The 23,650-nt window shown below is 67.5% G+C and carries 22 protein-coding genes and 2 pseudogenes; 13 read left to right on the forward strand and 11 right to left on the reverse strand.

What is annotated here, in order from left to right; all coding sequences use genetic code 11:
• Positions 1 to 294: 294 nt before the first annotated feature.
• Entirely contained in the window at positions 295 to 1,419 is a 1,125-nt protein-coding gene (locus DQP57_RS13900; protein ID WP_112633494.1) for a DUF7159 family protein, read from the forward strand.
• 28 nt (positions 1,420 to 1,447) lie between these two features.
• Here the strand turns inward: DQP57_RS13900 and DQP57_RS13905 are convergent, their stop codons facing one another.
• Genes DQP57_RS13905 through DQP57_RS13915 form a run of 3 tightly spaced genes read right to left on the reverse strand, consistent with a single transcriptional unit; the run spans position 1,448 to position 4,345 of the window.
• Positions 1,448 to 2,008: a YceI family protein gene (locus DQP57_RS13905; RefSeq protein WP_112633495.1), complete on the reverse strand. Its 561-nt coding sequence runs from the start codon at positions 2,006 to 2,008 to the stop codon at positions 1,448 to 1,450.
• Positions 2,009 to 2,020: 12 nt separating this feature from the next.
• The gene (locus tag DQP57_RS13910) at positions 2,021 to 3,034 is read right to left on the reverse strand and encodes an alcohol dehydrogenase (protein ID WP_112633496.1); all 1,014 of its coding nucleotides are present in this window, start codon (positions 3,032 to 3,034) and stop codon (positions 2,021 to 2,023) included.
• 12 nt (positions 3,035 to 3,046) lie between these two features.
• A complete protein-coding gene (locus tag DQP57_RS13915) occupies positions 3,047 to 4,345 on the reverse strand; it encodes a cytochrome P450 (RefSeq protein WP_112633497.1) in 1,299 nt (432 codons plus the stop codon).
• Between the two features lie 248 nt (positions 4,346 to 4,593).
• Between DQP57_RS13915 and DQP57_RS13920 the strand changes: the two genes are divergently transcribed.
• The 3 genes from DQP57_RS13920 (at position 4,594) to DQP57_RS13930 (ending at position 5,599) form a co-directional block, all read left to right on the forward strand.
• Positions 4,594 to 4,992, forward strand: coding sequence for a hypothetical protein (locus tag DQP57_RS13920; protein ID WP_112633498.1), 399 nt, complete (start codon positions 4,594 to 4,596; stop codon positions 4,990 to 4,992).
• Between the two features lie 5 nt (positions 4,993 to 4,997).
• Positions 4,998 to 5,288, forward strand: coding sequence for a hypothetical protein (locus DQP57_RS13925; protein WP_112633499.1), 291 nt, complete (start codon positions 4,998 to 5,000; stop codon positions 5,286 to 5,288).
• An 89-nt stretch (positions 5,289 to 5,377) separates the two neighbouring features.
• Entirely contained in the window at positions 5,378 to 5,599 is a 222-nt protein-coding gene (locus DQP57_RS13930) for a hypothetical protein (RefSeq protein ID WP_112633500.1), read from the forward strand.
• Positions 5,600 to 5,615: 16 nt separating this feature from the next.
• Here the strand turns inward: DQP57_RS13930 and DQP57_RS13935 are convergent, their stop codons facing one another.
• Both DQP57_RS13935 and DQP57_RS13940 read right to left on the reverse strand, forming a co-directional pair.
• A complete protein-coding gene (locus DQP57_RS13935) occupies positions 5,616 to 6,746 on the reverse strand; it encodes a nitronate monooxygenase (protein ID WP_112633501.1) in 1,131 nt (376 codons plus the stop codon).
• Positions 6,747 to 6,858: 112 nt separating this feature from the next.
• Complete coding sequence (locus DQP57_RS13940) at positions 6,859 to 7,323, reverse strand: hypothetical protein (protein ID WP_112633502.1); 465 nt, start codon at positions 7,321 to 7,323, stop codon at positions 6,859 to 6,861.
• A 198-nt stretch (positions 7,324 to 7,521) separates the two neighbouring features.
• Between DQP57_RS13940 and DQP57_RS13945 the strand changes: the two genes are divergently transcribed.
• From DQP57_RS13945 to DQP57_RS13960, 4 genes and pseudogenes are all read left to right on the forward strand, one after another.
• The gene (locus tag DQP57_RS13945) at positions 7,522 to 8,880 is read left to right on the forward strand and encodes an HNH endonuclease signature motif containing protein (RefSeq protein WP_112633503.1); all 1,359 of its coding nucleotides are present in this window, start codon (positions 7,522 to 7,524) and stop codon (positions 8,878 to 8,880) included.
• A gap of 146 nt (positions 8,881 to 9,026) precedes the next feature.
• A pseudogene (locus tag DQP57_RS13950) lies at positions 9,027 to 12,259 on the forward strand (helix-turn-helix transcriptional regulator).
• A 126-nt stretch (positions 12,260 to 12,385) separates the two neighbouring features.
• Positions 12,386 to 14,335, forward strand: coding sequence for a flavin-containing monooxygenase (locus tag DQP57_RS13955; RefSeq protein ID WP_112633504.1), 1,950 nt, complete (start codon positions 12,386 to 12,388; stop codon positions 14,333 to 14,335).
• Positions 14,336 to 14,345: 10 nt separating this feature from the next.
• The gene (locus DQP57_RS13960; RefSeq protein WP_112633505.1) at positions 14,346 to 15,371 is read left to right on the forward strand and encodes an alcohol dehydrogenase catalytic domain-containing protein; all 1,026 of its coding nucleotides are present in this window, start codon (positions 14,346 to 14,348) and stop codon (positions 15,369 to 15,371) included.
• 4 nt (positions 15,372 to 15,375) lie between these two features.
• Here the strand turns inward: DQP57_RS13960 and DQP57_RS13965 are convergent, their stop codons facing one another.
• Together DQP57_RS13965 and dtd are read right to left on the reverse strand one after the other, a co-directional pair.
• Positions 15,376 to 16,287, reverse strand: a complete 912-nt coding sequence (locus tag DQP57_RS13965) for a class I SAM-dependent methyltransferase (protein ID WP_112633506.1) — start codon at positions 16,285 to 16,287, stop codon at positions 15,376 to 15,378.
• Between the two features lie 65 nt (positions 16,288 to 16,352).
• Positions 16,353 to 16,784 (reverse strand): D-aminoacyl-tRNA deacylase, encoded by a 432-nt coding sequence (gene dtd, locus DQP57_RS13970; protein WP_112633507.1) that lies wholly within the window; start codon positions 16,782 to 16,784, stop codon positions 16,353 to 16,355.
• Between the two features lie 51 nt (positions 16,785 to 16,835).
• On the opposite strand from dtd, the gene DQP57_RS13975 reads away from it, so the two are divergent.
• Positions 16,836 to 17,141, forward strand: coding sequence for an MTH1187 family thiamine-binding protein (locus DQP57_RS13975; protein ID WP_112633508.1), 306 nt, complete (start codon positions 16,836 to 16,838; stop codon positions 17,139 to 17,141).
• Here DQP57_RS13975 and DQP57_RS13980 read toward each other — a convergent pair.
• Positions 17,123 to 17,632: a macro domain-containing protein gene (locus DQP57_RS13980; protein WP_205869120.1), complete on the reverse strand. Its 510-nt coding sequence runs from the start codon at positions 17,630 to 17,632 to the stop codon at positions 17,123 to 17,125. The two genes, DQP57_RS13975 and DQP57_RS13980, sit on opposite strands and share 19 nt — an antisense overlap.
• A gap of 38 nt (positions 17,633 to 17,670) precedes the next feature.
• Between DQP57_RS13980 and DQP57_RS13985 the strand changes: the two genes are divergently transcribed.
• A complete protein-coding gene (locus DQP57_RS13985; protein ID WP_112633510.1) occupies positions 17,671 to 18,975 on the forward strand; it encodes a competence/damage-inducible protein A in 1,305 nt (434 codons plus the stop codon).
• Between the two features lie 2 nt (positions 18,976 to 18,977).
• On the opposite strand, the gene DQP57_RS13990 is transcribed toward DQP57_RS13985, so the two are convergent.
• Complete coding sequence (locus DQP57_RS13990; protein ID WP_276310827.1) at positions 18,978 to 20,330, reverse strand: MFS transporter; 1,353 nt, start codon at positions 20,328 to 20,330, stop codon at positions 18,978 to 18,980.
• Between DQP57_RS13990 and DQP57_RS13995 the strand changes: the two genes are divergently transcribed.
• From DQP57_RS13995 to DQP57_RS14005, 3 genes are all read left to right on the forward strand, one after another.
• The gene (locus DQP57_RS13995; RefSeq protein WP_112633512.1) at positions 20,329 to 21,396 is read left to right on the forward strand and encodes an amidohydrolase family protein; all 1,068 of its coding nucleotides are present in this window, start codon (positions 20,329 to 20,331) and stop codon (positions 21,394 to 21,396) included. The genes DQP57_RS13990 and DQP57_RS13995 overlap by 2 nt on opposite strands.
• 78 nt (positions 21,397 to 21,474) lie before the next feature.
• Positions 21,475 to 21,714, forward strand: coding sequence for a hypothetical protein (locus tag DQP57_RS14000; protein WP_112633513.1), 240 nt, complete (start codon positions 21,475 to 21,477; stop codon positions 21,712 to 21,714).
• Between the two features lie 60 nt (positions 21,715 to 21,774).
• Positions 21,775 to 22,170, forward strand: a complete 396-nt coding sequence (locus tag DQP57_RS14005) for a phage holin family protein (protein WP_112633514.1) — start codon at positions 21,775 to 21,777, stop codon at positions 22,168 to 22,170.
• Here the strand turns inward: DQP57_RS14005 and DQP57_RS14010 are convergent.
• Complete coding sequence (locus tag DQP57_RS14010; protein WP_112633515.1) at positions 22,167 to 23,129, reverse strand: FAD-dependent oxidoreductase; 963 nt, start codon at positions 23,127 to 23,129, stop codon at positions 22,167 to 22,169. The genes DQP57_RS14005 and DQP57_RS14010 overlap by 4 nt on opposite strands.
• Before the next feature lie 184 nt (positions 23,130 to 23,313).
• A pseudogene (locus DQP57_RS14015) lies at positions 23,314 to 23,650 on the reverse strand (hypothetical protein); the annotation flags it as partial.

Raw genomic sequence — 23,650 nt, forward strand, 5'->3', positions numbered from 1 at the left:
GCGTCGTCGCGCTCCCGCAACCGGCGCCACGGCGCCGACGCATCGACGCGGCGAACCCGCCTGCGGCGCCTGCCCGTTTCGCCGCGTCGCCCTCCCCATCTGGCGATTCCGCGCCGATGGCTGACCGGCGCAGCCGGGCTTGCACCGACCGCGTAGGCTGCTCTCGAAGCAAGCCGATGAAGACCACGCTATCCCGGGTCTGTTCCGGCTCTCACGAATCACCGCGCCCGCGGCTTCATGGTGCGCGTAGATGCGGTTGAGGGCGTCGGACGCGGGACCGATTGGGGCATAGATTTGGACACGGTTCTTGGCCTGTCGGTGACGCCGACCGCCGTTGGTTGGGTCCTCGCCGAAGGACACGGCGCAGACGGCACCATCCTGGATCACCAGGAGCTGGCCTTGCGCGCAGGCCACGGGGTGCGCGCCGTGGGTACCGCAGAGCAAGTCGTGGACGAGGTCCTGCGCGTCGACACGGCGGCGGCTGCGAGCGATCGCCGGCTGCGCGTCATCGGAGTGACCTGGAACGACGAGGCATCCGCACAAGCCGCGCTGGTCTTGGAGGCGTTGACCGATGCGGGATTCGACAACGTCGTGCCGATCCGGTTTCTCGAGGCCATCGAGACGTTGGCTCAGGCCATCGCGCCCGTCATCGGCTACGAGCAGACTGCCGTCTGCATCCTCGACCACGACATGACGACCGTGGTCATGGTCGACACGCACGACGGTGAGACCCGGACGGCCACCAAGCAGGTGCGCGGCGGCTTCGACGGCCTGACCCGCTGGCTGACCGGCATGTTCGAGCGCAGCGGATGGCAGCCCGGCGGCGTTGTCGTGGTGGGCGCCCACAGCGACATCGAGGGTCTCTCCTGGCAGCTCGAAAAGACTTTGCCGGTACCGGTTTTCGTGCAATCGATGGCCCAGGTGACGATCGCGCGCGGTGCGGCGCTGTCCGCGGCTCGCAGCACCGAATTCACCGACGAGCAGCTGGTCGAGCGCGTCAGCGAGCCCGCTGCGGCACCCACTCAGAAGCGGCAGTTGTCCTATGCCGGGGCCGTGACCGCGTTGGCCGCCGGTGCCATCACGTTCGTGGGCTCGGTGTCACTCGCGGTGGGGATTCACGTCGGCCCGGCCAGCGCCGCCGGCGGTCCGAGGCACGCCACCCACCCGCCCACGCCCCAGGTGGCCGAGGCGGTCGCGGCCGTCGCGCCGCTTCCTGCGGCCCCACCCACCAAGTCGCCGCTACCGCAGGCCAAACCCCCTGCCGGCGAACCGGTTTCGCAGCCCAGCATTCCGGAGGAGGAGCCGGGCGCTAACGGCGAACGACAGGCGGACGGCGCTAACCGACAGCCCTACCTGACGCGGGTACTCGAGCACATACCCGGTGACACCGGCGATCCGGCGACCGACCCGCAACCCTGACTTCGCCCGGCGCCGGCCAGCGCAGCGCTCAGTTGCCCTGGGCGCGAACGGCGGAGAATAACAACGACACGTCGTCGGCGACCTGTACCGATCCCATCATCAGCGAGTACGGCTTGATGCCGTAGTCGGACTGGCGAATGGTGGATTCGACTGACATCCGCCATGATTCCCCGAGATCTCGCGTGTGCACCTCGACGACGTGGTCCCGCGACACGCCCCGGATTTCCAGGGTGCCAGCCAGACGGTAAGTACCGCCGACGTTGTCGATGACGTCTGCGCTGTAGCGGATCTCGGGGAATCGATTGGCGGACAATGATTTCAGGGCGTTCGACCGCACCAGCACCTTCTCCGCCCCGGACAATCCTTTGACGCCGCCGTCGCCGCGCAGCACGTCGAGCGAATCGGTCTCGACCGTGAGGCGTGCGCTCACGGGTTGGGAGTCCGACCAGCCCACGGTGGCGCGCCAGCGCGTCATCGCGATGGTGAGCCGATGGCCCATCCGTGCCACCCTGCCGGTGACGCCGGTGTGCAGCAACAACTCACCGTCGGCCGGGCCGATTGTCCACACCGCGTCTTGGTCGGAAGTCACGAATCGACTGTGTCACATGGTCAAAACGGTGCGGTAGTGCGCCCGGCCCCCTTCCAGGGCCGCGTAGCCCTCCGCGGCTTGCGACAGCGGCAGTTCCTCGATCCAGGCGCGCACACCGGACACGACCGCGAAATGCATTGTGTCCTCGACATCTTTCGCCGTCCCGGAGGGGTGGCCGACGATGCTGACGCCCGGCGTTATCAGCTGCACCGGGCTGATCGGCAGCGGCTCGGGCGTGACCCCGATGGTGACCAGTTGGCCCTGGGGGAGGATGCCGCCGACCGTGGCGGCCATGGCCTGCGAATTTCCGGCGGTGGCCAGGACGACCGTTGCGCCGCCCAGATCCTTGAGCGCTTCGGCGGGGTCGTTGGCCGTGGAGTCGATGTAGTGATGGGCGCCCAGCTTTCGGGCGTCGTCGGCCTTGCCGGTGCCGCGGTTGATCGCGATGGTCTCGAAACCCATGGCCCGCGCGAATTGCACGCCGAGGTGTCCCAGGCCGCCGACGCCGAGGATCGCCACCCGGTCGCCGGGCAGCGCCTTGGTGTGCCGCAGGGCGTTATAGGTGGTCACGCCGGCGCACCCCATCGGGGCGGCTTCGGCGTCGGAAAGCTCGGACGGTATTCGCGCCAGCGCGCTCACCGGCACGGTCACCGACTCCGCGTATCCGCCGGGATACTGCCAACTCGGCACCTTGCCGTTCTCGCAGTGGATGAACAGGCCTTTGCGGCATTGGTCGCAGCGGTAGCAACACCCGCCGAACCAGCCGACCGCGACGCGATCGCCGATTGCGAAATCCTGGACGCCGTCGCCGATTTCGGCGATCGTGCCGGCGATCTCATGCCCGGGAGTCAGCGGCCACGAAATGCCGGGGAAGCCGCCGTTGACGAAGTGCGCGTCGGTTCCGCAGATGCCGCACGCGGCGACGGTCAGCCGTACCTCATCGCGACCCGGCGGCTTGGTTTCGGCGTCGACCAGCTCCAAAGCTGCGCCGGCGGACGCGACATGGACGGCTCGATGAGTGGGCATGCCCTTAGCTTGTCACCCCTGGGCCTGATGTGCGACAGGACATTTCTGAGCGCCGTTGGTGTGGTAGTCGACCTGCCAGTGCTTGATTCCATTGAGCCATCCCGACCGCAGCCGTTCCGGCTTACCGACCGATTCCAGGTCGGGCATGGCATCGGCGATCGCGTTGAACATCAGGTCGATGGTCATCCGCGCGAGGTTGGCCCCGATGCAGTAGTGCGCGCCGGTGCCACCGAACCCCACATGCGGGTTGGGGTCGCGCAGGATGTTGAAGGTGAACGGGTCGTCGAACACGTCCTCGTCGAAATTGGCTGAGCGGTAAACCATTACGACGCGCTGACCCTTTTTGATCTGCACCCCGGACAGCTCGTAGTCCTCCAGGGCGGTCCGCTGGAACGAGGTGACCGGGGTGGCCCAGCGGACGATCTCGTCGGCCGTGGTGACGGGGCGCTCCCGTTTGTACAGTTCCCATTGGTCGGGGAAGTCGGTGAAGGCCATCATGCCCTGCGTGATGGAGTTGCGGGTGGTCTCGTTGCCGGCCACGGCCAGCAGGATGACGAAGAAGCCGAACTCGTCGTCGGAGAGCTTGTGTCCGTCGACGTCGGCCTCAATCAACTTGGTGACGATGTCTTCCCCGGGGTTCTGCGCCCGGTCGGCGGCCATCTTCATGGCGTAGGTGATCAGTTCGACCGAGGCACCCATCGCGTCGTTGCGGGCGAATTCCGGATCCTGGTCGCCCACCATTTCATTCGACCAGTGGAAGAGCTTCATGCGGTCTTCCTGCGGCACGCCCAGCAGTCCGGCGATGGCCTGCAGCGGAAGCTCGCAGGACACCTGCTCGACGAAGTCGCCGGAACCGGCAGCGGCCGCCTTCTCGACGATCTGACGCGCGCGCTCCTTCAAATCGTCGCGCAGCAGCTCGACGGCGCGCGGTGTGAAGCCGCGGGAGATGATCTTGCGCAGGTGGGTGTGCTGCGGGGCGTCCATGTTGAGCAACACGAACTTGCCGGTGTCGCGCTGTTCGCGCACCGTGCCCTCCTTGTACCGGGGCAGCGCCGTGTTCTGCAGGCTGGAGAAGACGTCGCTGCGCCGCGAAATCTCTTTGACGTCCTTGTGCTTGGAGACCACCCAGAAGCCGCCGTCATCGAATCCGCCCACCCCGTTGGGCTGTTCGTTCCACCAGATCGGCGCTGTGCGGCGGAGTTCGGCCAGTTCTTCGACGGGCAGCCGCTCGGCGTGGATGTCCGGGTCGGTGAAGTCGAATCCGGGGGGCAGATTGGGGACCGGCTTGGCGGTTGGCTCGACGGTTGGCATGGCCCGCTCCTCGATGACGAAGTGGTCTAGTCGTCCTTGTGCAAGGAAACCACTGCCGCACCTTGGTTGGGAAGCATTGACGCAAGATCGCCGGGCGCGAATTGGAACGTGTTCCTCACCCGGCGTTTCGCGCCCTGTAGCGCGCCGGCCGCCGCCGATCGGGCCCGCACGCCGGAACGGTCTTGTGGCCGACGGTCCGACCGATATGCTTTGGTGCAGGTCACCGGCGACGACAGGCGGGGTAGGACATGATTCGGCAACTGCTCAGCGCCGCTTCGATAGCGGGCATCACCATCGGCTTGGCACCGAGCGCGGCCGCCGGCTATGACGGCGACGTGCCGGGCATGAACTATCAGGCTTCGCTGGGTGCGCCGTGCGACAACTACGAGCGCTTCATCTTCGGACGTGGGCCCAGCGGCCAGGCCGAGGCCTGTCACTTCCCGCCCCCCAACCAGTTCCCGGCGGCGACCACCGGGTATTGGGTGGCGTCGTATCCGCTGTACGGAGTCCAGCAGGCCGGCGCCAAGTGCCCCGGCCCGCAGAGCGCGGCGCAGTCGGACCGCGGACTTCCGATGCTGTGCTTGGGACCTCAAGGATGGCAAGAGGGCTGGTTCACCGGCGCAGGGTTCTTCCCGCCGTCCGAGTAACGACCATGGCCGACCGCCCGCCGGCTCAGCATCCGATTCCACGCTGGCTGCGTTTGGTGCTGGCGTCCGACCGGGCCGGCTCGGCCTGGTACATCGGGACCGGCTTCTTCTTCGCGCCGGTGCTGGCGGTGCTCTCGCCCTGGCCGACCGTCACCGCCGTGCTGTGGGGTGTCATCGCGGTGGCCGGACTCTGGCTAGGATTGCTGGGCATCGCGATGGCGGTCGGACTGGCCCGAATATTGCGCTCCGGGGCCGAAATTCCCGAAGACTACTGGCGCAGCTTGGTGCACTACTAGGCCTGGACGGGCGTCGGCGCCCGCGGAGAAATGCCGCGCGACCCCGTCTAGAGTCGTAGCAACCATCCCGCAACAAAAGGAGACTCGAGATGGCCTTCAATGCCAGGGATGCAGTCGACGCGGTCAGGGACATCGCTACCAACGCCGTCGAAAAAGCCTCCGACATCGTCGAACACGCGAGCGACATCATCCGCGGCGACCTCGCCGGCGGCGCCAGCGGCATCGTCCAGAATTCGATCGACATCGGCACGTACGCGGTGGACCGGACGAAGGAAGTGTTCACCGGCCGCGACGAAGCTGACGACGTCTAGGCGCGCCGCCTCCGCGTTAAACGGAGGCAGCCTCGTTCAGTTCGTCCAGCCGGTTGGTGGCCTCCAGGTACTCCTGCACCCAGCGCTCGATGACCGTTGAGGTCTTCTCCACCTTGGTGAACTGCCCGACCACCTGGCCGACCGGGTTGAATGCCACGTCGACGGATTCGTTCGGGTACCTGTTGGTGGCCCGCACGGCCATGCCGGAGACCATGTACTGCAACGGCATTCCGAGCGGCTTGGGGTTCTCCGGGGCCTCCCACGCCTCGGTCCAGTCGTTGCGCAGCATGCGGGCCGGCTTGCCGGTGAACGAGCGGCTGCGGACGGTGTCGCGGCTGCCGGCCTTGACGTAGGCCTGCTGCTGAACCGGGGTGTTCGAGGACTCCTCGACCATCAACCACTGCGATCCGGTCCACGCGCCCTGCGCGCCCAGCGCCAGCGCCGCCGCGATCTGCTCACCGCTGCCGATGCCGCCGGCCGCCAGCACCGGAACCGGGGCGACCTCCTTGACGACCTGCGGCCACAGCACGATCGAGCCCACCTCACCGCAGTGCCCGCCGGCCTCGCCGCCCTGGGCGATGATGATGTCGACGCCCGCGTCGGCGTGCTTGCGTGCCTGCGAGGGGGAGCCGCACAGCGCGGCGACCTTGAGCCCGGCCTCGTGGATGTGCTTGATCATGTCGGCCGGCGGGGTGCCCAGCGCGTTGGCGATCATCTTCACCTTCGGGTGCTTGAGCGCCACCTCGACCTGGGGCGTGGCCGTCGCCTCGGTCCAACCGAGGAGCTGCAAGCTGTCGCCGTCGCTTTCCTCGACCGGCACACCGTGATCGGCGAGGATCTTCTTGCCGAAGTCAAGGTGCTCCTGCGGCACCATCTTGCGCAGCGTGTCGGCAAGCTCCTCCGCGGACAGATGGGAGTCCATGCCTTCGTACTTGTTCGGGATCACGATGTCGACGCCGTAGGGGTGGTCGCCGATGTTCTCGTCAATCCAGTTGAGTTCGATCTCCAGCTGCTCGGGCGTGAAGCCGACCGCCCCGAGCACGCCGAACCCCCCGGCCTTGCTGACCGCCACGACGACGTCGCGGCAGTGGGTGAAGGCGAAAATCGGGAACTCGATGCCGAGTTCGTCGCAGATAGGGGTGTGCATTACAACTCCTGGAAGCTCGCCGAATTGGAACGTGTTCTAGTTTAGTACGTAGCGCACTGACGTGGCCAGCGGGTCCTGACCTGCGCCTTGTGACTACGACCCGTCACCGCCGTCAGATCGCGGCGCTGTTCGCCACCCACAGGACGAGAAAGGCGAGCATGCAGGCGGCGCTGAGCAGATGGTCGCGGCAGACCGAGCGCGCCAGGCGCGTCTGCTCGGGCGGACTGTCGTCGCGGTGCCCGAGTTGCACCGCATCCGGAACCGTGTGCGTCAGCGCCAGCATCGTCGGGATGCCGGCCAGCGCGGCCGACGTCACCAGCAGCCAACCGGGATCGTGCCCCCGCGCGGCCTGCAGGACCAGCGTTCCGAGCAGGGTGAGCATGACGAGCGCGATCAACCGGCTCATCGGCCGAGACGTGGTGGTCGCGCGGTGGTAATACGCCGCGATGGACGCGAGCACGGCCTCAGGCAGGTCGGTCGCGGCCTTTCGGTAGCGAAGAACCTGGACGTCGAAGATCAAGTCCATCCACAAGACGGCGAGCAGGAACCCGCTGCAGGCCGTGAGCAACGAGGCCATGGCACTCACCTCTGATCCATCCCGGAACTGTGCACCGCACCGCGGTTGCCACTTGGACCCATTGTTCTCGGTGGCGCAATAGGCGGCGGGGGACCGGCGCAGCGTTGGGTCGCCCCCGCATGGAATCACTTGTGCCACTTCTGTTTCAGTGGTCAGCGCGGGGCGATTCTTGTCGGTGACGAGGCATAGCATTCGAACATGCGTTCGATTGATCGTGAGGAGCTTCGGGACGATGTCGAGGCGTTGCGCGCCGCCATCTCCCGCTTCCAGGACCATTCGTACGAGGCGTTGACCACTCCGGAGCGGTTGGGGCTGTTGGGAACGCTCGAACGCGAGGTGCGTCGCATGCAGGCTCTCGGCCACCAGTTGATCAATCAGATTGGCCAGCAAGCGGATCCGGCCGAGTTGGGCGGCAAGCTGTCCTGGGCGTTGGCCGATCGGCTGCACATCACCCGCGCGGAGGCCAGCCGGCGCATCGCCGAGGCCGCCGAGCTGGGCCCGCGCCGCGCACTGACCGGTGAACCGCTAGCGCCGCTGCTGCCCGCCACCGCGGCAGCCCAACGCACCGGAGCCATCGGGGCCGACCACGTGGCAGTGATCCGGCGGTTCTTTCACCAGCTGCCCGAGGCCGTCGACCTCGACACCTCTACGCACGCCGAACAACAACTAGCCACCAAGGCCACCCAATTCCGCCCCGACCAGCTCGCCACACTGGCCCGGCGCCTGATGGACTGCCTCAACCCCGACGGCACCTACACCGACACCGACCGCGCCCGCCTGCGCGCACTGATGCTCGGCCACCAGCAGACCGACGGCATGTCACGGCTCAGCGGCTGGCTCACCCCCGAAGCCCGCGCCACCCTCGAGGCGGTACTGGCCAAACTGGCCGCCCCCGGCATGGCCAACCCCGACGACCAACAGCCCCTCGTCGACGGTCCACCCCCCGAAGACGCGATCCAACGCGACACCCGCAGTGCGGCCCAACGCAACCACGACGGCCTCAACGCCGCCCTACGCGCGGTCCTGGCCAGCGGAAAACTCGGACAGCACAACGGCTTACCGGCAACGATCATCGTCACCACCACCCTGGCCGCCCTCGAATCAACCACCGGCACCGGCCTCACCGCCGCCGGCACCCTGCTACCCATGTCCGACGTCATCCGCCTGGCCCGCCACGCCCACCACTACCTGGCGATCTTCGACCACGGCACCGCCCTAGCGCTCTATCACACCAAACGCCTGGCCTCACCCGGGCAACGCATCGTCCTACACGCCCACGACCGCGGCTGCACCCATCCCGGCTGCGACGTCGCCGGCTACTACTGCGAAGTCCACCACGTCACCGACTGGGCCCACACCCACCGCACCGACATCAACCAACTCACCCTGGCCTGCGGCCCCCACCACCGCCTCCTCAACCACGGCTGGACCACCCGCACAAACACCCACGGCGACACCGAATGGATCCCACCACCACACCTCGACCACGACCAACCCCGCACCAACACCTTCCATCACCCCGAAAAACTCCTGTCCGACGACGAAGGCGATCCATAGCGGCTAACGGGAGATACGCGTCCAACCGGAGTTAATCTGCGCGAATACGCCGATGTTTTGCTACGCGTCGTGGCCGCATGCTGGCTAGCATGAGCAGGATCGATCCACGCGCGAAGACACCGCTGGTGGACTGGAGCGAGCTGACTGTGAGCGGGCTGTTGCCGACCGGCACCGTGACGTTGCTGTTGGCCGACGTCGAGAGCTCCACGCGGCTCTGGGAAACCCAACCCGACGAGATGGCGGGCGCCATCACGCGAATGAACCAGGTCGTCTCGGACACCATCGCCGCGCACGACGGGGTGCGGCCGGTCGAGCAGGGCGAGGGTGACAGCTTCGTCGCCGCGTTCGCCCGCGCCTCCGACGCGGTTGCCTGCGCGCTGGAGCTACAGCGCGCACCGCTGGCGCCCATCCGGCTGCGCATCGGCCTGCACACCGGTGAAATTCAGCTACGCGACGAAGGCAACTACGCCGGCCCGACCATCAACCGCACCGCACGGCTACGCGACCTCGGCCATGGCGGCCAAACACTGCTGTCGGGCGCCACCGAGGCGATGGTCCTCGACCGGCTGCCCGACGGCGCGTGGCTTGCCGACCTGGGCACCCATCCGCTGCGCGACCTGCCCCGCCCCGAGCGGGTGGTCCAGCTATGCCATCCGGACCTGGTCAACGACTTCGCGGCGCTACGAGTGGCCAAGCCCGTTGCCAGTCGCCGCCTTCCGTTGCAGCTCACTACTTTTGTCGGTCGCGAAGCGGAATTGACTCACGTTCTGGAACTGCTCAGCGAAAACCGGCTGGTGACCTTGACCGGCGCGGGCGGTGTGGGCAAGACCCGGTTGGCGATCAAGATCGCGAATCAGCTCGCCGACGAGTTCGCTGACGGGGTCTGGTATGTGGATCTGGCGCCCGTCACCGACCCTGATCTGGTGCCGATCACCACGGCCCGGGCGATGGATCTTCCCGACCAACCCGGACGCTCCACCATGGACACCCTGGTCCGCTTCGTCGCTGGCCGGAAGATGCTGGTGGTGCTGGACAACTGCGAGCATCTGCTGGATGCGGTTGCGGCACACATTAATTCGCTGGCAGCCGCGGTGGGAGTGAGGTTGCTCGCGACCAGTCGCGAGCCGATCGGTGTGGCCGGCGAGATCAGCTATCGGGTGCCGTCGCTGTCACTGGCCGACGATGCCATCGAACTGTTCGCCGACCGCGCCCGCCTCGCGCAGCCCAGCTTCGATCTCACCGGCAGCAACGGCGCGGTCGTCGCTGAAATATGCCGACGCCTCGACGGCATCCCGCTGGCGATCGAACTGGCCGCGGCGCGGGTGCGCGCCTTGTCACCGTCCGAAATCCTCGCGAGTCTGCATGACCGGTTCCGGCTATTGACCGGCGGTGCGCGCACGGCGGTGCGCCGCCAACAGACTCTGCGCGCCTCCGTCGACTGGTCGCACGCATTGCTGACCGAACCGGAACGCACCGTTTTCCGTCGACTGGCGGTATTCATGGGCGGGTTCGATCTTGCCGCGGCCCACGCCGTCGTCGCCGAGGGCGAGATACAGCCGTTCCAGGTACTGGACTTGGTCAGCCTGCTGGTGGACAAGTCGTTAGTCGTTGCCGAACATTCGAGCAGCCGAACGCGATTCAGACTGCTGGAGACCATGCGCCACTATGCGGCCGAAAAACTCGCCGAGTCCGGTGAAGGCGATGCTGCGCGATCACGCCACCGCGACCACTACACCGCACTCGCGTCGCTCCTCGAGGGGCCGTCAGACAGTGGCTACGGGCAGCGTGTCGAGCAGATCGAAGCCGAGATCGACAATATGCGGGCCGCATTCGCTTGGAGTCGGGAGAACGGAGATGCGGAGTCGGCGTTGGCGCTCGCCTCGTCGCTGACCCCACTGTGGCAACCCCGCCCCGCCGAAGGAGTGGCGTGGTTCGACGCGATCCTCAGCGACAACGCCCCCGGACGATAGCTCCGGCCGTCCGCGCGCGGGCGCTCGCCGACAGGGTCCTGCTCAAAGCGATCATCGGGTGGGACGCAGACAGCGCAAAGCAGTCGGAAGACGCCCTGGCCATCGCGCGCGAGCTCGAGGACCCGGCGCTGCTCGCGCGTGCCCTCGCGGCCTGCGCCTTGATCGCCGTCGACGCCGAGGCGGCTCGTGGCTACCGGGCCGACGCGATCCAACTGGCCCGCGCTCTCGGCGACCGGTTGCGGCTGGGCCACATCCTCAGCATCGAGGCGCTCGTGACCGTGACGACCGGCGACCTCACCGCGGCGCGCGCGGTCGCCGAGGAGGGCTGTGAGCTTTCCGAGGCGATCGGCTACCGTGCCGGCCTGGTGCGGTGCCATTGGTGCCTCGGACTGGCGGAACTAGGGCGCGGCGATGTCGCTCGGGCCATCGGAAATTTCCGTGCCGCCAGTGCGGTGGCCGAAGCAGGTCACTATGCGAACTTCCAGAAATTGGGGCTCGCCGGCCAGGGTATGGCGCTGGCGTGCCAGGGCGACGTCGACGCGGCGAGGGCTGCCGCAGACCAGGCGGTAGACGGCGCCGACGAGTTTGGGAGTCTTTTCGCCGGCATCGCGTACACGGCGTTGAGCATGGCGGCTTTGGCCTCGGGCGATGCTGCGACCGCACGGGATGCGACGGATGCGGCCTACAGATACGGGATGAGTGTCATTCCGGGGTTGGGCGCCGTGGCACGGACGTTCAGTGCGCAGGCGGCATTGGCTTACGGAGATCTACTCACGGCGCGCCGCGCGGCAGACGGAGCGGTAACGACCGCCTCGGGCTGGTACTCGATGTGGGCGCTGGCCACGCGTGCGCGAGTGGCGATGGCGCAAGGCGAGCCAGAGCCAGCCGAAAGCGATGTCCGCGCGGCCATTACGTGCGGGGTAGAAGCGGGGGCTTACCTGGGGATCGCCGACAATTTGGAGTGCCTCGCCGCCTTGACCGCCGATCGTCCCCAGGCCGCACGGCTGTTCGGCGCGGCAGAGACAATCCGGCAGCGCAGTGGCGAAGTCCGATTCAAGATCTGGGATAGCGGCTACCAGTCCTCGGTCGCCGCACTGCGTGATGCCATGGAGGCGAAGGCTTTTGACTCCGCGTGGGCAGAGGGTGCGGCCCTGTCCACCGACGAGGCGATCGCCTACGCCCAGCGCGGCCGCGGTGTGCGTAAGCGACCGACCAGCGGCTGGGGTTCGCTCACGTCGACCGAACGGCAAGTGGTGGATCTGGTCAGCGAAGGCCTGGGCAACGCCGACATCGCGAAGCGACTGTTCGTCTCGCCGCGCACCGTGCAAACCCACCTCACCCACGTCTACGCGAAGCTCGGGCTATCCTCGCGCGTGCAACTCGCCCGGGAAGCGGCTCAACGCACCTGACCCCCCGACGATTCGTAGTGGCGCATCCCTTGATCCAGTACCGAGCGACCGGGTACCGTAGTGCTGCCAATTACGAAACTACGCGTAGCGTAATTGGCTTCCAAGCCACCGAGAGGATCTCCCGTGATGCGTAGCCGCTACGCCGGCGATCCCTTCACCACGTCCACACCCGAGATCGCAGCCGCGCTAGAGGATGTCAGCATCCCCACGCTGCTGCTCTCGCTCGTTCACATCACCGGCGACCCACGATTCATCCGCGACTTCAAGCAGATGGGCATCTTCCTCAACGAGGTCCAGGGCTTCATGTCGGAGGACGACAAGGCGCGGGCCCGGGCCGAGGCCCTGTCGGTGATCACCGAGTACCGGGACCGCGGCTGCCCCGAACCGCAGCCGCTGAGCCCCGAACTCATCAGGGAGATGATGGACTGGGCGGCTTGTGAACACGTGCCCGACGACTATTTGCCGCTGGTCTCCGAAGAGCTCGATCTCGACGGCGTCGACCCCCGGCGACCGGCCGCGCTGCCCGCCGAGCGCGCCGCCGAACTTCCGGTCCTGGTCGTGGGGTGCGGCGAATCCGGCATCCTGGCCGGTGTGCGCCTCAAGCAGGCCAACATTCCGTTCACCATCGTCGAGAAGAACGCGGGTCCCGGCGGAACCTGGTGGGAGAACAGCTATCCCGGCGCCCGGGTGGATGTGGCGAACCACTTCTATTGCTACAGCTTCGAACCCAACAACGACTGGACGCATTTCTTCGCCGAGCAATGCGAGCTGCAGGACTACTTCACCAAGGTCATCGACAAACACGACCTGGCCGAGCATGTGCGCTGGCGAACCGAGGTTCTCGCGGCCGAATGGAACGACGACGACGGCGCGTGGAGCGTTTCGCTGCGCTCGTCCGACGGCCAGACGACCACCGTGCGCGCCCGCGCGCTCATCACCGCCGTGGGGCAACTGAACCGTCCGAACATCCCCGCCTTCGACGGCGCGGACACCTTCGCGGGGCCCTCATTCCACTCGGCAGCCTGGGATCATTCGGTAGACCTGAAAGGCAAGCGGGTCGCGCTCGTCGGCGCCGGCGCCAGCGGCTTCCAGATCGCCCCCGCGATCGCCGAGGACGTGGAGCACCTCACCGTGTTCCAGCGCACCGCGCAGTGGATGTTCCCGAACCCGATGTATCACGACGAGGTCGGCGACGGGGTGCGCTGGGCGATGCGTCACCTGCCGTTCTACGGCAGGTGGTATCGGTTCCTCGTGCTCTGGCCCGGCTCGGACAAGGGCCTCGATGCGGCCGAGGGCGACCCGGGTTACGCCGACCAGGAGCACGCCGTCAGCGACATCAACGCCGCCGCGCACATGATGTTCTCGCAATGGATCACCAGTCAGGTCGGCGAGGATTCCGAGTTGTTGACCAAAGTGATGCCGGACTATCCCGCCTGCGGCAAACGCACCCTGCAGGACAACGGCAGCTGGCTGCGAACGCTGCAGCGCGACAACGTCGAATTGGTCCGCACACCCATCGACAAGATCACCCCGCGCGGCATCGTCACCACTGACGGCGTGGCTCATGACGTCGATGTCATCGTGTACGCCACCGGGTTTCGGCACACCGACGTGCTCTGGCCGCTGAAGGTCACCGGCCGCGGCGGCACCGATCTGCACGAGATGTGGGGGAGCCGGCCGTATGCCTACCTGGGCATCACGGTCCCGCAGTTCCCGAACTTCTTCATCGTCTACGGCCCGGGAACCCACCTGGCCCACGGCGGCAGCCTGATCTTCCAGTCCGAGCTGCAGATGCGCTACGTGGACCAGTGCCTGGCGCGACTGGCCGAAACCGGCGTGCATTCCCTCGAACCGAAACCCGAAGCCGCCACGGATTGGCACCGGCGGACGCAGACCCAGATCAAGAAGATGGTGTGGTCGCATCCGGCGGTCAAGCACTCGTATTTCAAGAACGCCGACGGGGAGATCCACACGGTGAGCCCCTGGCGTCTCAACGAATACTGGTCGGCGGTGCGCGAGCCGGATTGGTCACAGTTTGTCGTCCGAACCAAAGATTCGGCGCGACAGGGAAAGTGAGCACGTCAATATGCGCACCGTAGTCGTTGACGGTCCCCGCAGCATTCGGGTGGACACCCGCCCCGATCCGGCCCTTCCGGGGCCCGACGGAGCGATCGTCGAGGTGAGCGCCGCCAGCATCTGCGGATCCGACCTGCACTTCTACGAGGCCGACTTTCCGATGCCGGACCCGATCGCGCTCGGTCACGAAGCCATCGGCACCGTCGTGGAGGCCGGGCCGCAGGTGCGCAACGTCAAGGTCGGCGATCAGGTGATGGTCTCCTCGGTCACCGGCTGCGGCGCATGCGCGGGATGCGCCACCCGCGATCCGGTCATGTGTCACTCCGGATTTCAGATCTTCGGCGGCGGCGTGCTCGGCGGCGCGCAGGCCGATCTGCTCGCCGTGCCCGCCGCGGACTTCCAGCTGCTCAAGATGCCCGAGGGCATCAGCACCGAGCAGGCGCTGCTGCTAACCGACAACCTGGCCACCGGCTGGGCCGCGGCGCAGCGGGCCGATATTCCCTCGGGCGGCACGGTGGCGGTGTTCGGCCTGGGTGCGGTCGGCCTGTGCTCGCTGCGCAGCGCGCTGTTTCAGGGTGCCGCAACGGTTTTCGCGGTCGATCAGGTCGATGGTCGCCTGCAGCGTGCCGCCCGGTGGGGCGCGACGCCCCTCAAAGTGCCGGCGCTCGAGGCGATCCTGGCCGCGACCGCAGGCCGCGGCGCCGACGCGGTGATCGACGCCGTCGCCACGGACGCCTCCCTGACCGACGCGATCAACGCCGTCCGGCCCGGCGGCACGGTTTCGGTCGTCGGCGTGCACGACATGAATCCGTTTCCGCTCAACGCGCTGGGGTGCCTGATCCGCAGCACGACGGTGCGGTTCACCACGGCGCCCGTGCAGCGCACCTGGCCGGAATTGATTCCGCTGCTGCAGTCGGGCCGGCTCGACGTCGACGGCATCTTCACCACCACAATGCCGTTGGACGACGCGGCCAAGGGTTATGCCACCGCGGAGTCGCGATCGGGCGACGACGTGAAGATCCTGCTCAGGCCCTAGGTCGTCACCGGGTTGCCGTGATGTACTGCGACCGCATGAAGCTGTCGATCTTGACGTCGACATCCGGCGGGGTCATGCCGTAGCCGGCCTGAAGGTCGAGCGTGTTACGGACGGGTGCCACGGCCCAATCGTGCGCGCTGAGCCACTCCGCAGGGTCCGACTGGGGTTCATAGGTGAGGGCCGAAAAGTCCACATTCCCAGACACATTCACGCCGGGGTGGTTCGTCTCCAGGGCGTTGAGTTGGTCGTGGTCCAGCCGCGATCCCAACGCACCGATGGCAATCCGGCTGCCCGGCGCGCTGAGCCCGCTGATCCGGGTGAAGAGCGCGTGCTGCGCCTCGTCGGTGAGGTAGGGGAGCAGCCCCTCCACCGACCAGGCGCTCGGGATCTCGACGTCAAACCCGGCCGCTTCCAACGGCCGCGACCAGTCGGTGCGCAGATCGGCGGCGACCTCCATCCGACGGGCCTTCGGGGTCGCGCCCTGCTCCGCCAGGACCCGGGACTTGAATTCGAGGACCTTCGGCAGGTCGACTTCGAAAACCCTTGTGTCTTGCGGCCATTGGAGCCGATACGCGCGCGAGTCCAGCCCGGCGGCGACGATCACCGCCTGCCGGATGCCCGCCGCGGCGGCCTCCTCGAAGAAGTCGTCGAAGAACCGGGTCTGAACTCCGTAGAGGCGCGGGAAAGCCGTCTCGTCGTCGGAGGTGCCCGGGTTGGCAAGGACACCCGCCAGATACGGGTCCCGCGACGCGGCGATGAACACTTTCGCGTATTCGTCGCGCACCAACGGCCGCGGGCTCACTGCGTGCAGGGCACGCCATCCCGCGACGAGCAACGCCGTGTATCCCACGCTGCTGGCGATGTCCCACTTGTCGTCGTCGGAACGGAGCGACCCGAATTCGGGTGTGGTGCTCATGGTTGCCCTCCCGTCGGCGCCGGCCGTGACGAACCGCCGTGTCCACGGTACCCGCGGGGGCCGGCTCACAGCTCCAAGAACACCGTGACGGGCCCGTCGTTGACCAACTCGACCTGCATGTTCGCACCGAACACCCCGGTCTGCACCTCGGCGCCCAGCCGCCGCAACGCCTCGGCGAACTCCGCCACCAGCGGCTCGGCGACCACTCCCGGGGCGGCCGCGTTCCACGACGGGCGGCGGCCCTTGGCGGTGTCGGCGTACAGCGTGAACTGGCTCACGACCAAGACGGGTGCGTTGACATCGGCCGCGGAACGCTCGTCGGCCAGAATCCTTAGCTGCCATAGCTTCTCGGCGAGCCGGCGCGCCGTGTCGGCGTCGTCGCCATGGGTGACACCGACGAACGCCAGCAGGCCCTGGCCTGCAGGACGGATGGCGCCGACCACCGCGCCCTCCACCGAGACCGTTGCCGAGGCGACCCGTTGCACCAACACCCGCATGGGCCTCGATGGTGCCAGACCGGCCCGGTGAATCTTGGGTACGCTCGATGAATGTCCGTGCTCGTCGCGTTTTCCGTCACCCCGATGGGGGTGGGCGAGGGCGTCGGTGAGATCGTCGCCGAAGCGGTTCGGGTCGTTCGTGATTCGGGGCTGCCCAACAAGACGGATGCGATGTTCACCGTCATCGAAGGCGAAAGCTGGGCAGAAGTCATGGCCGTGGTGCAGCGCGCGGTGGAGGCCGTGGCCGCCCGGGCGCCCAGGGTCAGCACGGTGATCAAGGCGGACTGGCGCGCCGGGACCAGCGATGCGATGACGCAGAAGGTCGCCTCAGTCGAGCGTTACCTCTCCGGGGGCTGACCCCGCACCGCCAGTCGAAACGCCCGTTCGGCCGCGTCGCCGTGGACGGCGAACACCACCTTGCCCAGCGCGCCCGGTTGGTGCCGCCGCACGGCCTCGACCATCAGTCGCGCCGCCTCGTCGAGCGGGAAACCGCCGACCCCGGTGCCGAATGCGACCAGCCCGAGCGAGCGGCAGCCGAGTTCGTCGGCCCTGCGCAGCGTCGAGGCCGTCGCGGCGGCGATGATCTCGGCCGACGTCGGTCCGCCCAACTCCATGGTGGCGGCGTGGATGACGTAGCGCGCCGGCATGTCGCCGGCCGTGGTCTCGATCGCTTCGCCGAGCCCGATCGGCGCCTTCGCGGTCGATTCGCGCTGCACGTCCGGCCCGCCGGCACGCGAGATGGCCGCGGCCACACCGCCGCCGTGGCGCAGCTGCGTGTTGGCCGCGTTGGCGATCGCGTCGAGTTCGAGCTTGGTTACGTCGGCCTGCCTCACCTCTAACTCGATCATGGGCCCATTGTCCTTCCGAATGAGCATCCGCGGAGCCCATGCGTAGGCTCAGGGCGGTGAGCGCACGCGCGGGAATCGTTGTCACCGGAACCGAGGTCCTGACCGGACGGGTCCAAGATGCGAACGGCCCCTGGATCGCCGATCGCCTCCTGGAGCTGGGCGTCGAGCTGGCCCACATCACGATCTGCGGCGACCGGCCGGCCGACATCGAAGCACAGCTGCGGTTCCTGGCCGGCCAGGGCGTGGACCTGATCGTCACCAGCGGGGGCCTGGGGCCGACGGCCGACGACATGACCGTCGAGGTGGTCGCGCGCTTCTGCGAACGTGAGTTGTTGCTGGACGCCGAGGTCGAGGAGAAGATCGTCAACATCCTCAAGAAACTGATGGGGCGCAATCCCGCGTTCCAATCCGCCTTGGATCCCGGCACTTTCGAGTCGCTGCGGGCGGCCAATCGCAAGCAGGCGATGGTGCCGGCGGGCGCGCAGGTGCTGGACCCGGTGGGGACCGCTCCGGGCGTCGTCGTGCCCGGCAAGCCGACCGTGATCGTGCTGCCGGGCCCCCCGCGCGAGCTGCAGCCCATGTGGCACACGGCCATCGAGACGCCCGCGGCACAAGAGGCGATCGCCGGCCGGACCGTCTATCGCCAGGAGATGCTGCGCATGTTCGGGCTGCCGGAGTCGGGGCTGGCCGAAACGCTGCGCGACGCCGAGACGGCCGTGCCCGGCTTCGAGCAATTGGAGATCACCACCTGTCTGCGGCGCGGCGAGATCGAGATGGTCACCCGTTACGAGCCCGACGCCGCGGACGCGTACGCGCAATTGACCAAGCTGCTGCGGGAGCGGCACGGGCATCAGCTGTACTCCGAGGACGGCTCGCGCGTCGACGATCTGGTGGCCCAGCTTCTGGCCGGTCATCGGATCGCGACGGCGGAGTCCTGCACCGCGGGACTGCTGGCCGCGCGGCTGACCGACCGGGCCGGGTCGTCGGATTATGTGGCCGGCGGTGTCGTGTCCTATTCGAACGAGGCGAAGGTGGAGTTGCTCGGCGTCGACCCCGCGCTGATCGACGCGCACGGCGCGGTGTCCGAGCCGGTGGCCGAGGCGATGGCCGCGGGTGCGCTGCGGCGCTTCGGGGCCGACACAGCGGTGGCGATCACCGGGATCGCGGGCCCGGGTGGGGGTACCGACGAAAAGCCAGTGGGCACAGTCTGTTTCAGCGTGACGGCCGCCAGCGGAACCGATACCCGCACGCTGCGTCTTCCCGGCAACCGCTCGGATGTCCGGGAGCGCTCGACGACGGTGGCCATGCACCTGCTGCGGCGCCTTCTGGGCGACGCCGAGTAGCGTCACGTCACTTCGCTTGCGAAGAAGGCGGTTTCGGTGGTGCCGAACCGGATTCCGGTGGCGTCCTTCCCGATCAGTGTCAGCGCCGCGACCGCGATCAGGACCGGCACGATCGTCGCGGCCAACGCGAACGGGTAGCCGTGTGATTCGGCGAGGCGTTCCTGGATCGGTAGGTTGAACGCCGCCAGCAGGTTTCCCAGCTGGTAGGTCACCCCGGGGTAGAGTCCGCGGATGGCGTCCGGGGACATCTCGGTGAGGTGGGCGGGGATCACCCCCCACGCGCCCTGCACGAAGAGCTGCATCAAGAACGAACCCAGGCACAGCATCGCCGCGCCGCGCGAGTACGCGAACAACGGGACGATGGGCAGCGCCAGGATGGCACAGAATACGACGGTGTAGCGCCGGCTGAATCGCTGCGACAGCGTGCCGAAGACCAAGCCCCCCACGATGGCGCCGACGTTGTAGACCACCACGATCCACTTGACCGTCGTGCTGGACAGCCCGGCACCCTGATTGGCGTGCGCCCCCAGGAAGGTGGGGTAGACGTCCTGCGTGCCGTGGCTCATCCAGTTGAAAGCCGTCATCAGCAGCGCCAGGTAGATGAACCGCCGAATGATGGCGCCGCTGCGCAGCACGTCGCGGATCCGGGTGCTGGTGAGCTTCATCTGATCCTGCGCGGCTTCCCACACCTCGGACTCCTCCACGCGGTAGCGGATGACCAAGCTGATCAGGGCGGGAACGATGCTCAGACCGAACAGCCACCGCCACGACAGCCCGATCCAGTCGATGACCACCAGGGAGGCGACGCTGGCCAGCAGGTAGCCGAAGGCGTACCCCTCCTGCAGCAGCCCGGAGAAGAACCCGCGCCGCTCGACGGGAACCTTTTCCATGGCGAGCGCGGCGCCCAGCCCCCACTCGCCGCCCATGCCGATGCCGTACAACAGTCGCAGGATCACCAGCACGGTGAAGTTGGGCGCGAACGCGCACAAAAAGCCGACCACGGAATAGAACATCACGTCGACCATCAGCGGCAGGCGCCTGCCGACGCGGTCGGCCCACAGCCCGAACAGCAGTGCGCCGACGGGCCGCATGATGAGGGTGGCCGTCGTGACGAAGGCGACCTCGGCCTTGCTGTGGTGGAACGTCTTGGCGATGTCGGCGTACACGAGCACCACGATGAAGTAATCGAAGGCGTCCATCGTCCAGCCGAGCAACGCCGCGATGAAGGAGTTTCGCTGATCGGCGGTCAACTTCTTTTGAGGACTTTGTGTGGTCACGTCAGCATCGTGGCCTACCCAGCGCGCCGGCGCGACTTGTTCCACGATGTGGACTGCGGGAGTAAGTTCCGGATACATGCGGATCATCGACGCCGACGGACACGTGGCCGAGAATTCCTCGCTGGCAGTCGAAGCGATCAGACGATGGCCGGAGCACGTCAAGCCCAGCACGGACGGTCGGCCGGGGTTGACGCTCGAGGGCCGCAACTACCCCGAGGACACGGGGCCGGGCGCGGGGTGCCCGCCCGAACACGGAATCAGCAAGGCGCCCGACATCAACTGCCGCTCACCCGAGGGCGTGCTGGGGGACGCCGATCGCGATCACATCGACACGATGGTGCTGTATCCGAGCATGGGGCTGTGCGCGCCCAGCCTCGAGGACCCAGAGTTCGCCGCGGGATTCTCGCGGTTGTACAACCAGTGGATCGCGGACTACTGCGCCGCGTCCGGTGGCCGGCTGCGCGGCGTCGCCGTGACACCGATCGAGCACGGCCGCGTCGGCATCGACGTCATGACCGAAGCCAAAGAGCTTGGGCTGGTAGCCACTTTAGTGCCGCCGGCACTCAAGAACCGCAACCTCGACCACCCCGACCTCGATCCGTTCTACGCCGCCGCCGTCGACCTATGCATGCCGTTGGGTGTGCACGGCGCCCCGGGCATCCACCTGCCCAAGATCGGTGTGGACCGCTTCACGAACTACATTCAGGTGCACTGCATCAGTTTCCCGTTCGACCAGATGACGGCGATGACCGCGATGGTCTCCGGCGGCGTCTTCGAGCGCCACCCAGCGTTGCGGGTCGCCTTCCTCGAGGCCGGCGCGGGCTGGGTCCCGTTCTTCATCGATCGGCTGCACGAGCACTACGAAAAGCGCGGCGATTGGGTCCAGGGCGGCTGGCGGCGCGACCCGCACGACTATCTGGCCGCCGGAAACATCTGGGTGACGTGCGAACCGGAGGAACCGATCCTGCCCGGCGTGATCGACGTGCTGGGTGACGACTTCATCATGTTCGCCAGCGATTACCCGCACTGGGACGGTGAGTGGCCGGAGAGCACCAAACACCTGCGCACGCGAACCGACCTTCGTGAGGACTCCCGGGAGAAGATCGGCGGGCTGAACGCGCAGCGCTTCTACAACCTGAACTGAGCGGCCGCTCAATCCTCGTGGCGGTCGGCCCGATAACCTGAGGGGAAAGCTTGGATTACTGGAAGGCGACGATCCGAGATGACTGACCAATGGTTCTCCGATAGCAGCGCGCCCGGACAGTTGACCCTCGCGGATCTGTGCGACCAGATCGAGCAGAAAATGCACCTCAACGCCGACAACCACAAAGCCCCGCAGGAGTTCCCCGACTGGCAGTCGTGTTTGGAGGATCGGGACGCCACGATTTACAAGTTGAGCGCGGCCGTGGTGAACCTGTGCCAGATGGTGAAGTACCTGGCGGCGCAGCGCGGCGACGCTTAGCGAGGAACCCAACAGTCAACAAGCCGCCGTTCGCGCACGCCGGGTGAGAGGATCGTGCGCATGGGCCCTTTCCTGCTTCGCGCCACACTGACCGGTTTCGCGCTATGGCTGGTCACGAAATTCGTCCATGGGATCACGTTCGTCGGCGGCGACACGAAGCTGGAGCGCGTCGGCATCGTCTTCGTCGTTGCCGTGATCTTCGGGTTGGTCAACGCGTTCATCAAACCGATCGTGCAGATCCTGTCGATCCCGCTGTACATCCTGACGCTCGGCCTGTTCCATGTCGTCGTCAATGCGCTGATGCTGTGGATCACCGCGCGGATCACCGAGCACACCACGCACTGGGGACTGCAGATCGATCACTTTTGGTGGACGGCGATCTGGGCCGCGATCGTGCTGTCGATCGTTAGTTGGTTGCTGTCCTTGGTGATTCGGCGTACCGGCGCCCGACGCTAGCCGCCGTTGGCCAGGCGCACCACGTCGCGCGCACAACCCCACGACAAGGTGACGCCGTTGCCGCCGTGCCCGTAATTGTGGATGCACCGCGCCCCACCCAGCGGCTCGGCTTCCAGCCGCACCGCCGGGCGGTCGGGACGCAGGCCGGTGATCACCTCGATCACGTCGGCGTCGTTGAGTCGCGGCTCGATCCGGCGACAGCGCTGCAGGATGCGTTCGGTGATGTCAGGGTCGGCCGCGGTGTCCCAACGCCCGGGGATGCTGATGCCCCCACACACCACCCGGTGCGGATGGGGGAAGTAACAGGTCCAGTCCGGGCCGCCGTTGATTTCCAGAAACAATTGCCGCAGACCGGGATTGGTGAGCACCACGTGCTGGCCGAACAACGGCTGCACGGTGTCGTCACCGGTCAGCGCTCCCGCGGCGAGCCCTGCGCAGTTGACCGCGATCTCGGCGGCGTCGGCGGCCTCCTCGAGGGACCGCACGGGACGCTCCTCGACTTCGCAGCCGGCCGTTGCCAGCCGCCGGGTCAGGTAGTCGAGATAGTGCGGCATGTCGATCATCGGCAGGGTCGCGCGGAACCCGGTGCCGGAGCCCTCGGGCAGATCCACCCTGTCGGCCGCACGCAGGTCGGGGATCAACGCCGCCGCCGATGACATCGCCTCGCTCGCGGTCAGCTCCCCGACGGCCAGCGCCGGAGCCAGCTGCACCCCGGAGTCGGGATTGCCGGCAAGATCGGTGAACACCCGCAGCGAGTGCTCGGTCCAGGCCAGCGTCTCGGCCGCGCGCGCGGCGGGTCGTGGGGGAAGCCAGACGGCGCCGGCCACCGCCGATGTCGTCCGCTTCCGCGTCGCGGCCGCCCAGACCCGTACCGGCCAGCCCGCCTCGGCGAGGCAGATGGCCGACGTCAGCCCGCTGACGCCGGCGCCGACGACGACGATCCGCTGCGTAGGTGCCACGGCGCCACGGTAGCGAAAACTGCCGGGCCGCGGAACGCGGCGGGTCCAGCGTCGGGCGCTTTACGGTCGATCAGGAATGCGCGGCTTGCGGCGCCGGTGAACCGGCCGGGGCCGACGAAGACGGCGAAGCCGGGGAAGCAGCCGGAGCCTGCGGGGCCGGGGCCTGCGGGGCCGGCGAGGCCGAGGGCGCCCGCTGGGCACCCCCGCCCAGGAGGCTGTTGAGGATGCCGAGCGTGCCCTGCACACCCGCGGGGGGCGCGCTGGGCGGCAGCGCCGCATCGGGCGTCAGCTGCCAGGGCTGGCAGCCCGAGGTCTTGAACGCCTTGTCGCCCGGATCGATCTGCACGACCTGGGGCTTCTTGGACATGGCGTTGTCGATGATGGTGCCGTCGGGATTGCCGGTCCGCTTCCAGTAGCAGGTGCCGTCGCCGACGGGGCCGCCGGAGCTGTAAATGCCCGGCACGATGTCGCTACCCACGGCGTAGAGGCCGTCCTTGTCGATGGACGTCTTCGGCCCCGCC

The sequence above is a fragment of the Mycobacterium colombiense genome (assembly GCF_003284935.1).
GTDB lineage: Bacteria > Actinomycetota > Actinomycetes > Mycobacteriales > Mycobacteriaceae > Mycobacterium > Mycobacterium arosiense_A.